Consider the following 13,435-nt stretch of genomic DNA (forward strand, 5'->3'; position numbering starts at 1 on the left):
GGCGGGTCGAGCCGCCGGCTTCGGTCGTTCTTCGCCTTCAGGCGGTCCAGGGCTGGGACCAGGTCTTGACGTTGGTGAAGCTCTTCATGGCTTCGACGACGCCTTCCTTGTAGCCGAGGCCGGAATCCTTGATGCCGCCGAAGGGGGACATCTCGATCCGGTAGCCCGGCACTTCCCAGACATTGACCGTGCCGACCTCGAGCTCGGCGATGAAGCGCTGGATGTAGTCGAAGCGGTTGGTGCAGACGCCGGAGGACAGGCCGTAGGCGGTCGAGTTCGAGATCCGGATGACTTCAGCAATGTCGTCGGGCACGCGGACGATCGGGATCACCGGACCGAAGGTCTCCTCGTGCACAAGCTCGCAGTCATAAGGAATGTGGTCGACCACCGTCGGATGGAACAGCGCACCCTGCGCGCGCTCGCCGTGGAGCACCTGCGCGCCCTTGCTCACCGCATCGTCGACGCGAGCCTGGAAAAGCGTGGCCGAGCGGGCGTTGATGACGCAGCCGACATCGGTCTCGGGGTCCATCGGGTCGCCGCATTTCAGCTTCCTGGCCTTCTCGACCACCAGCTTGGAGAAGGCGTCGGCGACGCTCTCGACGACGAGGATGCGCTTGACCGCGGTGCAGCGCTGGCCCGAGTTCTTGGTCGCGCCGGTGACGGCGAGCTCCGCCGCCTTGTCGAGGTCGGCATCCTCCATGACGATCAGCGGATCGTTGCCGCCAAGTTCCAGCACGATGCGCTTGTAGCCGGCATGGGCGGCGATGTGCTTGCCGACCCTGACCGAGCCGGTGAAGGTCACCAGATCGGCGTCGGGATCGGTGATCATGGCATCGCCCATGGTCGAGGGATTGCCGGTGACGACCGAGAGCATCTCCGGCGGCAGCCCGGCCTCGTAGAGCACGTCGGCCAGCGCCAGCGCGGTCAGCGGCGTCAGCTCCGTCGGCTTCAGGACGAGCCGGTTATTGGTCGCGATCGCCGGGGCCAGCTTGTGGCTGACCATGTTGAGCGGATGGTTGAACGGGGTGATCGCCGAGATAACGCCGAGCAGCGGCTGGCGCGTGGTGAAGATCTTGCGCGCCTTGCCGTTCGGCGAGATGTCGCAGGAGAACATCTCGCCATCGTCCTTGATGGTGAGCTGGGCCGCGAAGGACCAGACGTCGTAGGCGCGGCTCGCCTCGTAGAGCGAGTCCTTCCAGCACAGGCCGGCCTCGGCTGTGATCAGCTTCGCGAAAAGCTCCTTGCGGTCGCGCAGCAGTTCGGCCGTCTTCTGCAGGATCTGCTGGCGCTCGTAGCGAGTCAGCTTCGGCTTGAACGCCTTCGCCTGGGCGAAGGCCTCGCGCACATGCTCGGGCCTTGCCGCCGGGATCAGCCCGACGACGCTGTCGTCATAGGGGTTCCTGACCTCGAGCATGTCGTCGGTCGTGACCAGCTTGCCGGCGATGCGCATCGCCTCGCGCCGCACCGGCGGCCTCACCGTCGCGTTCATCTCAGTTCACCAGGTTCAGGGCGACGTCGAAGACGTCGAAATTGCGCAGGACCCGTCCTTCGGGGACGGTGATCGGCCGGTTGGCGATCATCGGCACGCGCTGCTCGGTGATGCCGCCATGCGAGCGCAGCGGCTCGGTCAGGCCGGAGAGATCGTGCCTGTCGGGCGAGGTGCCGATGACCTTCTGTCGGGTCGAGACGACCACGACATCGCCGATCCGGTCGGCCGGCAGTTCGAAGCGCTCGCAAGCCTCGGCGGACGTCACCGCCAGCGCGATGCCGTCGAGGCCGGAGATGCGGGCCGCGACCTCCACCTGGTCGGCGCCATCGGGCAGGTAGACCGTGGCGAAGGAGCCGAGCGCGCCGTGATGGACCACGTAAGGATCGGTGATCGGCAGGATCACGCGCATCGTGCCCTTGCCGTACCATTCATCCATCAGGCTCTGGAGGTAGACGACGTCCGGCTCGCCATTGGGCAGATGCTTGTCGTTCATGCCGTGGTCGGCTGTGATCACGAGCGTGCAGCCGAGCGCGTCGAGCCTGCCGACATAACCGTCGAACATGGCGTAGAAGGCATCAGCCATCTCCGAACCGGGCGCCGCCTTGTGCTGCACATAGTCGGTGGTCGAGAGGTACATCAGGTCCGGCTTGAAGCTCTCCAGCAGCTTGACGCCGGCGGCGAAGACGAACTCGGAAAGATCGGCCGAATAGACCGACGGCACGGGCATGCCGACGAAGTCGAGCACGCTCTCGATGCCGTTCTCGGCCTTGTTGGCCTTGTCGGCCTTCTCCGAGGAGAAGGCGATGGCGGTGCCGGTCGTGAAGTCGAGGCCCTTGCCGAGCAAGGTGCGCAGCTTGTCCTTGGCGGTGACCATCGCGACCTTGAGGCCAGACTTCTGGAACTCGGCGAGGATGGTCGGCGCGCGCAGGAAGCGGGCATCGTTCATCATCACCTCTTCCTTCGCCTCGCGGTCGTAGAAGAAGTTGCCGGCGATGCCGTGGACCGCCGGCGGACGGCCGGTGATGATCGAGAGGTTGTTCGGGTTGGTGAAGCTCGGGATCACCGAATAGGCATGCGTGCTCGCGCCCGTCCGCATGATCCGGTCGAGGTTGGGCGTCAGCCCCTTCGCGCTGGCAGCCTCTATATAGGCCGGCTCCGAGCCGTCCATGCAGATCACCACTGTCGGACGCTGCGGGCGGGCATAGCCCCGGCCGTTCGCGACGACATCCGATCCGACCTTCGAATGCATGTTCATCATCACCTCCCTCAAGCGGCCGACTTCAGGCCGACGCCCATCTCGGCGAGCACATCCGACACGGTGGCGACGAAGGCCCGCATGTCCTGAGCGCCGAGCGCCCCGATGCAGCCGATACGGAAGCTGTCGGCCACAGTGAGCTTGCCGGGATAGATCACGTAGCCGGCGTCCTTCAGCGCGTCGTAGAAGCGCTGGAAGACGAAGCGCTTGTCCTCCGGCATGTGGAAGGTGACGATGATCGGCGCCTGCCGCGCGGCCGGCAGCAGCGTGCGGAAACCGAGCCCCTCCATGCCTTCGATCAGGATGCGGGCGTTCTCGGCATAGCGCTCGCCGCGCCCGGCAACGCCGCCCTCGGCCCAGAACTCCTGCAGCGCCGCGTGGAAGGCGACGATGACGTGGATCGGCGGGGTGAAGCGGTACTGGCCGGTGCGCTCGAAACCGGCATGCTGGTCGTGAAGATCGAGCACGAGCGTGGTGGCGTTGCCCTGGGTCTCGGCGAGGGCGTTCTTGCGGGCGATGACGAAGCCGAGCCCGGGCACGCCCTGAATGCACTTGTTCGACGACGCCGCGACCGCGTCGAAATATATCTCGCGGCTGTCGAGCGGCAGGGCTCCGAAGGCGCTCATCGAGTCGACCAGCAGCCGGCGGCCATGGCGCTTGGCCAGCGCCGCGATGGCCTCGATCGGGTTTCGGATGCCGCTCGTCGTCTCGCAGTGAACCGCGAAGAGATGGGTGATGCCGGTATCGGTGACCAGCATGCGGTCGATCTCCGCCAGATCCGGCGGCGTGTCCTCGGCCGTCTCATGAGCGACCACCGAGCGACCCGCGATCTCCAGTATGCGCTTGGCGCGCTGGCCATAGGCGCCGTTGATCAGGACCAGGATCTTGCCGTCACGGGGCACGAAAGTGGTCAGCATCGCCTCGACGGCGAAGGTGCCCGAACCCTGCATCGGCACGGTGACGAAATCCGCTTCGCCGTGGATGACCTTGGGCAGCTCGTCCATGACCGCCTTGTTGATTCCGACGAATGTGGCGTCGCGGGAGCCCCAGTCATGAACCATCGTCTCCTTGATGGCCTTGCTGGTCGTCAGCGGCCCCGGCGTCAGGAGCAGCGGATCGCCGGTCTCGGAGGTTGCGGGGCGTCGGACTTGGGCCATGGCGCGGTCTCGCTCTTGTTTCTTCAGCGGATGGCCCACGCTAGAACGCCGCCTTGACATAGGTCCAATACATCGTTTGCATGTCATCTATAGACAGGATCTATAGCAATGATCGTCAGTTATTCCGGCCTTGCCGCGTTCCATGCCGTGGCCGAAGCCGAGAGCTTCACCGGCGCGGCAAAGGCCCGCAATCTCAGCCAGCCGACGCTGTCGGCGCAGGTGAAGGCGCTCGAGGATGCGTATGGCGTGCGCCTTTTCGACCGGATGGGGCGGCACGTCAGGCTGACGCCGCTCGGCCAAAGCCTCTTCGTGATTACCGCACGGCTGTTCACCGCGCAGGACGAGGCGCAGGCGCTCCTGGCGGGCACGCGAACCCTGCAGCGCGGTCACCTGCGCATCGCGGCCGATAGCGCGACGCATGTCATGCCGGCCCTGGCCAGGATGCGCGCGAATTACCCCGGCCTGACCTTTTCCCTGACCATCGGCAACTCGTCCGAAGTGGTCGATCAGATCATGGATTTCGCGGCCGACGTCGCCATAACGGCCCGCCCGAACTCCGACCCGCGCATCTACAGCATCAAGCTGCGATCGGATCATCTGGTCGCGTTCATCGCGGCGGATCACGAGCTGGCGCGGCACGACAGCATCCCGATCGAGGCCTTTGCCGGCCAGGATATCGTCCTGCGCGAGCGGGGATCCATCACCCGGGAGGTTTTCGAGAACCGGCTTTCGATGGCCGGGGTCAAGCCGATGAACCTGCTCGAAGTGCAGTCCCGCGAAGCCGTCCGGGAGGCCGTCGCCGCCGGCTTCGGCATCGGCGTCGTCTTCGAAGCCGAGTTCAGGCCCGAGCCGAATCTGAAGCGGCTGATCCTGACGGGCGCCGATTTCAGCGTCGGCGAGTATGTCGCCTGCCGGGCGGAGCGGCGGCGCCTCCCGCTGGTCCGGAGCTTCTTCGAGACGGTCCCGCAAATCATCGATGGGGTCTAGGCGACATTCAAACCCGCTGCGGCGGCAGCGGGTTTGCGCCATGATCGGCAAGGTGCCGCTCATTCCAATCACGAGGCCCGAGCAGCGGCTGGCCGTCGCACTGCGGACGGGCATAAGTCCGCCCGCTTGCGCCCAACCCTCGGATGCAGGCTCAGATCGAAGTCCCTGCCGCGCCGGTCAGCGGATCAGCGCCCGGACGCGAGACGAGACCAGGTCGGCCACCAGCACCATCGCGAGGATGACGAGGATGCAGGTGGCGGTGTCCTGGTACTTGAAGAGCTTCATCGAGGATACCAGCTCGAAGCCGATACCGCCCGCGCCGACCATGCCTAGCACCGTCGACTGCCGGACATTGGTCTCCAGCCGGTAGAAGATGGTGCCGAGCCAGGTCGGCAGGACCTGCGGCAGCACGCCGAAGAAGAAGGTCTGGAACGGGCCGACTCCGGCCGAGCGGAAGGCCTCCAGCGGCCCCTCGTCGATATCCTCCATCGCCTCGGCGAAGAACTTGCCGAGCATGCCGGCGCCGTGGATGGCGAGCGCGAGCACGCCGGCGAAGGGGCCCAGCCCGATGGCCGCCACGAAGATCAGCGCCAGGATGATCTCGTTGATGCCGCGCATGCAGTTGAGCAATTGCCGCGTCGCATGGAAGACGGCCGGGCTCGGGGTCAGGTTGCGCGCGGCAAAGAAGCAGATCGGCAGTGCCAGCACGACCCCGAGCAGGGTGCCCCAGACGGCGACCTGCAGGCTTTCGAGCGCCGGTTTCCAGAGCCGTTCGAGGAACTCGGGATTGGGCGGCGTCATCCGGACCAGGAAGTCCCACATATAGGGGATTCCGTTCCAGAGATTGGTCGCGTTGATCTGCGAACCGATCGCCGCCCACCAGAGGAAGGCGACGATCGCGAGGGATGCGAGCGCGACGCCCCACCAGCCGAAACGGCCTTGGGGCGGACGCATGACGAGTTGCAAGCTACCGAATGACATGGCCGGATCCTGTCTCGTTCAAGCCGTCGCGACGGCGACCATGGGGGTGATGACGGCGGGCTGCGGTGCGGGCCGCGGCTTCAGCACGCGGCTGATGCCGGGATCCTCCAGCCCGGGGTAGATCTTGTGCACGATCTCCGTCGTCAGCTGGTCCGGCGTGTCGTCGAAGATCACCTTGCCGCCGCTCAGGCCGACGATGCGTTCGCCGAATTCGACGGCGTAATCGACCTGATGGAGGTTGCAGATCACCGCGATGCCCTCCTCCTTGCAGATCGCCTTGAGGTAGCCGAGGACGACGCGGGAGGTCTTCGGATCGAGGCTCGCGACCGGCTCGTCGCAGAGGATCACCGCCGGCTGCTGCGCCAGCGCGCGGGCAATGCCGACGCGCTGCTGCTCGCCGCCGGAGAGCTGGTCGCCGCGCGAGTTCGCCTTATGCGGCAGCTCGACGCGCGCCAGCGCTTCCATCGCGATCTCGACGTCCCGTTTGGGGAAGAGCTGCAGCATGGTGAGGATGGACGACAGGCCGGCCATGCGGCCGACCAGCACGTTCTTCAGCACGGACAGGCGCTTCACCAGGTTATGGTGCTGAAAGATCATCGCGACGGGGCGCGAGCCCCGTGCGCGGCGCTTCGCATCGAACACCATGCCGTCGATCACGGTTCGCCCCGCATCGGGCTGCGCGAGGCCGTTGATACAGCGCAGCAGCGTCGATTTGCCGGCGCCGCTCGGGCCGAGAACGACGAGGAATTCCCCGGCCTTCACGGTGAGGTCGATACCCTGCAGAACGGGGCGCCCGGCATACGACTTCTTCAGGCCTTCGATCTTGATCATCCGAGATCCTCCGCCGGTCGCGCTGGGCGACTACTTCATCTTGACCAGGTCGAGCTTCAGCACCTTGGCCGTGTCTCGAATGATGTCGTAGGCTTGGTCGTTGGTCTCGACGAAGCGGTTGAGCTTGCCCTGATCGGCCCAGGTGATGTCCCGGATGTTCAGGAAGGCGCCCTTGATCTGCTGCTTCAGATCATCGGGCAGGTTCTTGCGCCAGCAGGTCGGCGACTCCGGAATCGGATCGGAACGCCAGACGACGTGGATGTCGGCAGGATCGACCAGCTTCTTCTGTACGGCCGCATCGAAGATGCGGTCCGCGATCGTCGCGGCGTCGACCCGCTTGTTCGCGACGGCGAGCGCATTCGCATCATGCGAACCGGTGAAGAGCACGCGCCCGAAATCCTTCTCGGGATCGAAGCCGATCTTCATCAGCCCGGCCTTGGGGAAGAGGTGCCCCGAGGTCGAGGACGGATCGACGAAGGCGAAGGTGCGGCCCTTCAGGTCCTTGACCTCTTTGATGCCGCTGTCTTTCCGGGTGATGATCTGGCTGTGGTAGAAGGTCCGCCCGGATTTCGCCGTTTCCGCCGTGGCGAAAGCCTCGATCGGCGCCACCGTCGTGCCGAGCACATAGGAGAACGGTCCGAGATAGGCGACGTCGACATGGCTCGAGCGCATCGCCTCGATGACGCCGTTATAGTCCGAGGCGACGAAGCCCTGGACCTTGATGCCGAGATTCTTCTCCAGCGCGTCCAGAAGCTGCTGGCTGGATTCGAGCATGGCGCGCGAATCCTCGGAGGGAATCAGGCCGACCTTGATCAGTTTCGTCTGGGCACGGCCGATGTTCGGCATGGCCAGCGCAGCGCCTGCTCCGGCGAGAGCGCTCGTGATGATCTTCCGACGCGATATGTTCATGTCATCCTCCCAGATGAGCCGGTGGTCTTTGACCTTGCCGGTGAACGAAGGGCGCGATTGCCCGGATCCGCGAAATGTCAGGCTGCTTTGGCGGCCAGTTTCCCGATGAAGTTGCGCCCGCGCTCGCCTTGCATGGCCTTGTCGACCAGACGGTCCCATTCGGCCGGCGAGACACCGTAGGCGGCGGGGTCCGTCCTGACGCCCAGACCTTGCAGGAAAGCATCGAGCCGCTCGGCGCCCTGCTCCAGATCGGCCCCGAAGACACGGCGCAGCGCCGCATCGCATTGCGGCTGCACGCCGGTCGCCCAGCGCATCACGATCGGCAGCGAGAAGGAGCAGGCGATGCCGTGGATCGTGCCGCTCTTCAGCGTAATGTCGTAGGAGATGTTGTGGGCGAGCGCCGTCTTGGTGTTCGAGAAGGCGAGGCCCGCCAGCAGGCTGGCACGCATCTGTCGCGCCCTGAGCTCGACGTCGTCGAGCCGCTCCAGCAGGCGCGGCAGGGTATCGATGATCTCGCGCGCGGCCTCGACCGCGTAGTTTGCTGAAACCGGATTGCCGTTGACGTTCCAGATGCTTTCGAGCGCATGCGACAGCGCGTCGAGCCCCGTCGCCAGCGTCAGGCCGCGCGGTGCGCCGACAGTCAGGACCGGATCGAGCACCGCCGTCTCGGGGTAGAGCCGCGGATGGGCGAGCGAGTACTTGCTGCCATTGGCCGAATCCCAGACGGTCGCCCAGGAGGTGACCTCGCTTCCGGTTCCCGCCGTCGTCGGCACGGCAATGATCGGGACGATCGTTTCGGCGTCGAGGGGCACCTTGTCGACGAGATGGCGCCGCACCGTTTCGAAGTCGCCGCCGCTGGCGGCCAGCACCTTGGCGGCATCGATCATCGAGCCGCCGCCGAGCGCGACGATGACCTCGGGCACCTGCGAAGCCGCGCCGAATTGCCGGCAGGATTCGACCAGATCCGCGCAGTCCGGGTTGGTTTCGATGTTGCTGATGGTGACCACCGGAGCGCCGGCAGCCTTCGCGAGGCGGGCGGACAATTCGTGGAAGATCGGCTGGTCATAAGTGACGAGGGCCCAGCGCCGGGTGCCGACAAGCTTCGCGACCTCATCGAAGAGGCCAGACCCGAACCGGATCTTCACAGGATTCCAGTACGCCCAGCTCATGCCTTCCGCCCTCGCTACAGGTGCCTTGCCGACACCGTTTCGAGGATGCTCACAGAGCTCATCCATCATAACAAATTGATTTTTTGATCGTTATAGATAGAAATTTGCTATGCGTTATACCCAGCTGCGCTCCTTCCACAATGTCGCGAACGCCGGAGGCTTCAATGCCGCAGCCGAGACGTTCAACATCAGCCAGCCGACCCTGACCGCGCAGGTCGGCGCGCTGGAGGAGGAGTTCGGCGTCGAGCTCTTCGTCAAGCGCGGCCGACGGCGCGAACTCAGCGATACCGGCCGCCAGCTTCTCGCCATCACCACCCGCCTCTTCGCCGAGGAGGCCGAGGCACTCGCCTTCCTGTCGGAAACGCGCGAGCTCCGGACGGGCCGTCTCTCGATCAGCGCCGTCGGCCCGTTTCACGTCACGGAGATGCTGGCCGCCTTCAATCAGGCCTATCCGGGCATCGAGCTTGCGGTGAAGATCGGCAATTCGACCGAAGTCCTCGATGACCTGGCCAGCTACCGATGCGACGTCGCGGTCCTCGCCTATATCGACGAGGACGACCGGCTGCTGACCATTCCGTATCGGCGCCATCCGGTGGCGCTCTTCGTCAGGCGCGATCATCGCTTTGCCGACCGCAGCAGTATCCGACTGACGGAGCTGGAAAGTGAGCCGATGATCGTCCGGGAACTGGGTTCGACGACCCGCCGCGCCTTCGAGAACGCCCTTGCCAGGACGAACACGAAACCACGACTCGTGATGGAGATCGGCAGCCGCGAGGCGGTGAGGGAGGCGGTCATTCGCGGGCTTGGCATCAGCTACGTCTCGGAAGCGGAGTTCGTGCCCGACGAGAACTTGCGGCTGATCCCGATCGAGGGGGCCGAAGTCTACACCTATGCGCATGTCGTCGTGCTGAAGCAGCGGGAAGCCAGCCGGGTCATTACCGCCTTCCTCACCGTTGTCCGCGGAATGAGAGAGATGTTCGACGCCGCCGCGCGCATCAGTCGACAGGAATCACGCGCCGATCGGCTGCCATGATCGCTCAGGCGACCGCGCGCTCCAGCGATGGCCATCGCGGTCCTTTGCAACGGTCGTTGGGGGAGCCGGTGCACATCGATGTGGAGTGGATCTCGGGCAGCGTTTCGCAGGCCTCAACGCGCTGCTGGCGACCGTGCCTTCCTCATCGCCTCGGAGTTGCACCGCCTTTGCTGCCGATGGCTGCAGCAGAGCTCATACCCAGCGCGTCTTCGATCGCCTAAATTGACTCGGCTTGATCTCACGAGGCTTCTGACACCGCATGGATCGCATAGAGGCGATGAAGGTCTTCGTTGCCGCCCTGGATGAGGGAAGCCTCGCCGGTGCGGGGCGTCAGCTCGGCAGGTCGCCGGCGGCTGTGAGCCGGGCGATCGCCTTTCTGGAGCGGCAGGTGGGAGCGACGCTGCTCCACCGCACCACGCGCGCCATCAAGCTCAGCGAGATCGGCGAGCGCTACGCCGCCGCCTGCCGCCGCATCCTCGTCGATCTGCAGGAGGCCGAGGCCATAGGGGCCGGCGAACGGGCCGCGCCGCGCGGAACCTTGACGATCACGGCGCCTACGGTCAGCGGCGAGGAGATCCTGCGCCCGATCATCGACGCCTATATCGAGGCTTACCCGGCCGTATCGGTCAATCTCGTCCTGTTCGCGCGCAGCGCGAACCTGATCGAGGAGGGCATCGACATCGCCTTGCGCGTGCTGGAACTGCCGGATTCCTCGATGACGGCCATCCGCATCGGCGGTGAGGTGAGGCCGGTGATCGTGGCCGCTCCGCGCTATCTGAGTCAGCATCCCCGCATCGACGAGCCGGGTGACCTGACCCGGCACAGCATCATCGCCTGCACCGATTTCGGGCGAGATAGCTGGGTCTTCTCGCCGCCCAAGGGCGGATCCATAGCGCGTTCCGTTCAGTTCAAGCCACGCTTGATCGTCAACAGCGTGCGGGCGGCTCTCGGCGCCGCCGTCGGCGGGCTGGGTGTCACCCGTCTCCTCACCTATCAGGTCGCCGAACGCGTTCAGGACGGCTCGTTGCAGCTCCTGCTGCGGGGGACCGAACCACCAGCCAGACCCGTGAATCTGCTGCTGCCGCAGGGGCGCTCGACGGTTCCCAAAGTCCGGGCGTTCCTGGATTTCGCGGTACCGCGACTGCGGGCGGATTTTGCACGGCTCACGGCAGAAGCGGTCGCGCTGGACGACTGACCCGGACATTCTTCCACTTCAGGGAAGAATGTCTACCGTACGGCGGGCATTCAAACGATCCGCGAAACCTCCAAAATGATCCTCACCGAACGAGATGGGCTGGGCACCAGCCATCTCCTTCACAGGCGGAGGCCAGAGGATCATCATGAGCAACGAACGGAAAGTCGCCATCGTCACCGGTGCCTCGCAGGGCATCGGCGCCGGGCTGGTCAAGGGATTTCGTGACCGCAACTATCGCGTCGTCGCAACGTCGCGCTCGATCAAGCAAAGCGGCGACGAGGATATCCTGGCCATCCCCGGAGATATCGCCGATCCCGCGACGGCCGAGGCCGTGATCCGCGAGGCGCTGGCCCGCTTCGGGCGCGTCGACACGCTGGTCAACAATGCCGGCCTCTTCATCGCCAAGCCCTTCACCGACTACACGCTCGCGGATTTCGACAGCAAGATCGCGACCAATCTCGCCGGCTTCTTTCACATCACGCAGCAAGCCGCGGGCATCATGCTGAAGCAGGGCTCGGGCCATATCGTCAGCATCACCACCAGCCTCACCGACCATGCGATCGCCGGCGTCCCGACCGTGCTCGCCAACCTGACCAAGGGCGGGATCAACGCGGCGACGAAGGCGCTGGCGATCGAATACGCCGGCAGGGGCATCCGCGTGAACGCGGTTTCGCCGGGCGTGATCAAGACGCCGATGCACGCGCCGCAGACGTATGAATTTCTGGCCAACCTCCATCCAGTGAAGCGGATGGGCGACATTCGGGACGTCGTCGAGGCCGTGCTGTTCCTGGAGGGCGCCGGCTTCGTCACAGGCGAGATCCTGCATGTCGATGGCGGCCAGAGCGCCGGGCACTGAGGGAGACGGCCATGCCGATCGTCACCATACAGGTCACGCAGGAAGGCTCCGGCCCCGGCCGCGCCTCTGTCACGGCCGAGGAGAAGGCGCAGCTCATCGCCGGCGTCAGCCAGCTTCTGCTCGACGTACTGAACAAGCCGCTCGACTCGACCTTCGTCGTGATCGAGGAGGTCGAGCTCGCCAACTGGGGCTGGGGCGGCTTGCCTGTCCCGGAATACCGCAAGCGGCGCGCAGCGAGCCAAATTCGCCCTGCCGGGGCTTGAACACCCCCTACCCGCGCGGCTCGGCATCGAACGGCCGAGCCGCCGGGCGGCGACTTGCGGAGCTGACCATCACGGAGAGTATCGATGTCTCGCAATGACCGGACAACCGCCCTGGCCGGTGCGCTGGTGCTGGCGATCGGCATGGGTTTCGGGCGCTTTGCATTCACTGGCCTCTATCCCCTGATGGTCGCCGAGCAGCAGATCAGCGTCGAGGCAGGCTCATATGCCGCCTCGGCCAACTACGCCGGCTATCTGATCGGCGCCTTGCTTCTGAGCCTGTGGCCGACCCGCTCAAGCCGGGCGATGTGTGCGCTGGCGGTGCTGACGACGGCCGCCTTGCTCGGCCTGCTCGGCCTGCCCTTGTCTCCCCCGCTCGTTATCCTGGTTCGCGGCCTGGCAGGCGTGTCGAGCGCAATCGCCATGGTCGCGGCGGCGCAGTGGCTCCTTCACGATCGCGGCCTTTCCCATGAAGTGGCAACACTGTTCGCAGGCGTCGGAATCGGCATCCTGCTCTCCGCGGAGATCATCGCAGCCGGGCACGCCGCGGCGCTGCCGAGCCGATCGCTCTGGCTTCTGCTGGGCGGGGTGTCGCTTGTTCTAGGATCGGTCGCCTTGTGGCTTCAGTCCCGGGCGGAACGGGACGAGCGGCCGCCGACCTCCGATGCGACCGCGATCGGCGGCCTGCTCGGACCCTACCGTTTGACCATCGTCTATGGCCTGGCGGGCTTCGGCTACATCATCACCGCAACCTATCTGCCACTGCTCGTGCGGAACGCGTTGAGTTCGGTCGATCCCGCGCATATCTGGGCGCTCTTTGGTTTGGGCGCCGTGCCGTCCTGCTTCCTCTGGCACGCGCTGCATCGGCGCTGGGGCAGCAACGTCAGCCTCGCGGCGAACCTGGGCGTGCAGGCTGTCGGCGTTGTCCTGCCGGTGCTGCATCATCCCGTGGCCTATGTCGCCAGCGCCCTCATCGTCGGCGGAACCTTCGTCGGCACCGTCACGATCGCGCTGCCGGCGGCCCGCAGGGTCGCAACGCTCGTCCGGTTCGACATGATCGCCGTGATGACGCTCGCCTATGGTGCAGGGCAGATCGCCGGCCCCTTCGTTGCGAATGCCCTCTACCTTTCGAGCGGTTCCTTCGACGCTTCGCTTCTCGTGGCCGGCCTCGTCCTGTTGACTGCGGCTGCACTGAGCCTGCCCAAGATGGAGCCTCGACGGGTCGACCTGGCGGAGACAGCCGCTCGGGAGGCGGCGACGCGGGCGACATCAAGCCCCGCCTGAGATCATGGATGTGTCCGAACAGGCCCGAC

The 13,435-nt window shown here is 65.6% G+C and carries 13 protein-coding genes; 6 read left to right on the forward strand and 7 right to left on the reverse strand.

Features of this window, described 5'->3' with window-relative positions; translation table 11 throughout:
- Positions 1-37 precede the first annotated feature (37 nt).
- The 3 genes from phnY to AC2FAN_RS06245 are packed head-to-tail and all read right to left on the reverse strand — an operon-like array spanning position 38 to position 3,901.
- Entirely contained in the window at positions 38-1,489 is a 1,452-nt protein-coding gene (gene phnY / locus AC2FAN_RS06235) for a phosphonoacetaldehyde dehydrogenase (RefSeq protein ID WP_485173116.1), read from the reverse strand.
- A 1-nt stretch (position 1,490) separates the two neighbouring features.
- Complete coding sequence (gene phnA / locus AC2FAN_RS06240; protein ID WP_485173117.1) at positions 1,491-2,744, reverse strand: phosphonoacetate hydrolase; 1,254 nt, start codon at positions 2,742-2,744, stop codon at positions 1,491-1,493.
- 11 nt (positions 2,745-2,755) lie between these two features.
- Positions 2,756-3,901, reverse strand: coding sequence for a 2-aminoethylphosphonate--pyruvate transaminase (locus tag AC2FAN_RS06245; protein ID WP_476806294.1), 1,146 nt, complete (start codon positions 3,899-3,901; stop codon positions 2,756-2,758).
- Between the two features lie 108 nt (positions 3,902-4,009).
- Between AC2FAN_RS06245 and AC2FAN_RS06250 the strand changes: the two genes are divergently transcribed.
- Entirely contained in the window at positions 4,010-4,888 is an 879-nt protein-coding gene (locus tag AC2FAN_RS06250; protein ID WP_265051725.1) for a LysR substrate-binding domain-containing protein, read from the forward strand.
- A gap of 177 nt (positions 4,889-5,065) precedes the next feature.
- On the opposite strand, the gene phnE is transcribed toward AC2FAN_RS06250, so the two are convergent.
- From phnE to psrA, 4 genes are all read right to left on the reverse strand, one after another.
- Positions 5,066-5,869 (reverse strand): phosphonate ABC transporter, permease protein PhnE, encoded by an 804-nt coding sequence (gene phnE, locus AC2FAN_RS06255; protein WP_265051724.1) that lies wholly within the window; start codon positions 5,867-5,869, stop codon positions 5,066-5,068.
- Positions 5,870-5,887: 18 nt separating this feature from the next.
- Entirely contained in the window at positions 5,888-6,700 is an 813-nt protein-coding gene (gene phnC, locus AC2FAN_RS06260; RefSeq protein WP_265051723.1) for a phosphonate ABC transporter ATP-binding protein, read from the reverse strand.
- Between the two features lie 30 nt (positions 6,701-6,730).
- A complete protein-coding gene (gene phnD / locus AC2FAN_RS06265) occupies positions 6,731-7,609 on the reverse strand; it encodes a phosphonate ABC transporter substrate-binding protein (protein ID WP_265051722.1) in 879 nt (292 codons plus the stop codon).
- A 77-nt stretch (positions 7,610-7,686) separates the two neighbouring features.
- Positions 7,687-8,778, reverse strand: a complete 1,092-nt coding sequence (gene psrA / locus AC2FAN_RS06270) for an iron-containing alcohol dehydrogenase PsrA (RefSeq protein ID WP_485173118.1) — start codon at positions 8,776-8,778, stop codon at positions 7,687-7,689.
- A 109-nt stretch (positions 8,779-8,887) separates the two neighbouring features.
- On the opposite strand from psrA, the gene AC2FAN_RS06275 reads away from it, so the two are divergent.
- The 5 genes from AC2FAN_RS06275 to AC2FAN_RS06295 all read left to right on the forward strand — a co-directional run bounded on the left by AC2FAN_RS06275 (position 8,888) and on the right by AC2FAN_RS06295 (position 13,406).
- The gene (locus AC2FAN_RS06275; RefSeq protein WP_485173119.1) at positions 8,888-9,811 is read left to right on the forward strand and encodes a LysR substrate-binding domain-containing protein; all 924 of its coding nucleotides are present in this window, start codon (positions 8,888-8,890) and stop codon (positions 9,809-9,811) included.
- Positions 9,812-10,070: 259 nt separating this feature from the next.
- Positions 10,071-11,006, forward strand: coding sequence for a LysR family transcriptional regulator (locus tag AC2FAN_RS06280; RefSeq protein WP_265051719.1), 936 nt, complete (start codon positions 10,071-10,073; stop codon positions 11,004-11,006).
- A gap of 145 nt (positions 11,007-11,151) precedes the next feature.
- A complete protein-coding gene (locus tag AC2FAN_RS06285; RefSeq protein ID WP_485173120.1) occupies positions 11,152-11,862 on the forward strand; it encodes an SDR family NAD(P)-dependent oxidoreductase in 711 nt (236 codons plus the stop codon).
- Between the two features lie 11 nt (positions 11,863-11,873).
- Positions 11,874-12,125, forward strand: coding sequence for a tautomerase family protein (locus AC2FAN_RS06290; RefSeq protein WP_476806289.1), 252 nt, complete (start codon positions 11,874-11,876; stop codon positions 12,123-12,125).
- An 84-nt stretch (positions 12,126-12,209) separates the two neighbouring features.
- Positions 12,210-13,406: a YbfB/YjiJ family MFS transporter gene (locus AC2FAN_RS06295; protein ID WP_485173121.1), complete on the forward strand. Its 1,197-nt coding sequence runs from the start codon at positions 12,210-12,212 to the stop codon at positions 13,404-13,406.
- Positions 13,407-13,435 lie beyond the last annotated feature (29 nt).

Source organism: Allobosea sp. RIT-PG3_2 (assembly GCF_057321085.1).

Bases quoted from the DNA above. Each gene is read 5' to 3' on its own strand.
- AC2FAN_RS06250 (WP_265051725.1), top strand. From the start codon at position 4,010: ATGATCGTCAGTTATTCCGGCCTTGCCGCGTTCCATGCCGTGGCCGAA.
- AC2FAN_RS06285 (WP_485173120.1), top strand. From the start codon at position 11,152: ATGAGCAACGAACGGAAAGTCGCCATCGTCACCGGTGCCTCGCAGGGC.
- phnC (WP_265051723.1), bottom strand. From the start codon at position 6,700: ATGATCAAGATCGAAGGCCTGAAGAAGTCGTATGCCGGGCGCCCCGTT.
- psrA (WP_485173118.1), bottom strand. From the start codon at position 8,778: ATGAGCTGGGCGTACTGGAATCCTGTGAAGATCCGGTTCGGGTCTGGC.
- AC2FAN_RS06280 (WP_265051719.1), top strand. From the start codon at position 10,071: ATGGATCGCATAGAGGCGATGAAGGTCTTCGTTGCCGCCCTGGATGAG.
- AC2FAN_RS06275 (WP_485173119.1), top strand. From the start codon at position 8,888: ATGCGTTATACCCAGCTGCGCTCCTTCCACAATGTCGCGAACGCCGGA.
- phnE (WP_265051724.1), bottom strand. From the start codon at position 5,869: ATGTCATTCGGTAGCTTGCAACTCGTCATGCGTCCGCCCCAAGGCCGT.
- AC2FAN_RS06295 (WP_485173121.1), top strand. From the start codon at position 12,210: ATGTCTCGCAATGACCGGACAACCGCCCTGGCCGGTGCGCTGGTGCTG.
- phnY (WP_485173116.1), bottom strand. From the start codon at position 1,489: ATGAACGCGACGGTGAGGCCGCCGGTGCGGCGCGAGGCGATGCGCATC.
- phnA (WP_485173117.1), bottom strand. From the start codon at position 2,744: ATGAACATGCATTCGAAGGTCGGATCGGATGTCGTCGCGAACGGCCGG.
- AC2FAN_RS06290 (WP_476806289.1), top strand. From the start codon at position 11,874: ATGCCGATCGTCACCATACAGGTCACGCAGGAAGGCTCCGGCCCCGGC.
- AC2FAN_RS06245 (WP_476806294.1), bottom strand. From the start codon at position 3,901: ATGGCCCAAGTCCGACGCCCCGCAACCTCCGAGACCGGCGATCCGCTG.
- phnD (WP_265051722.1), bottom strand. From the start codon at position 7,609: ATGAACATATCGCGTCGGAAGATCATCACGAGCGCTCTCGCCGGAGCA.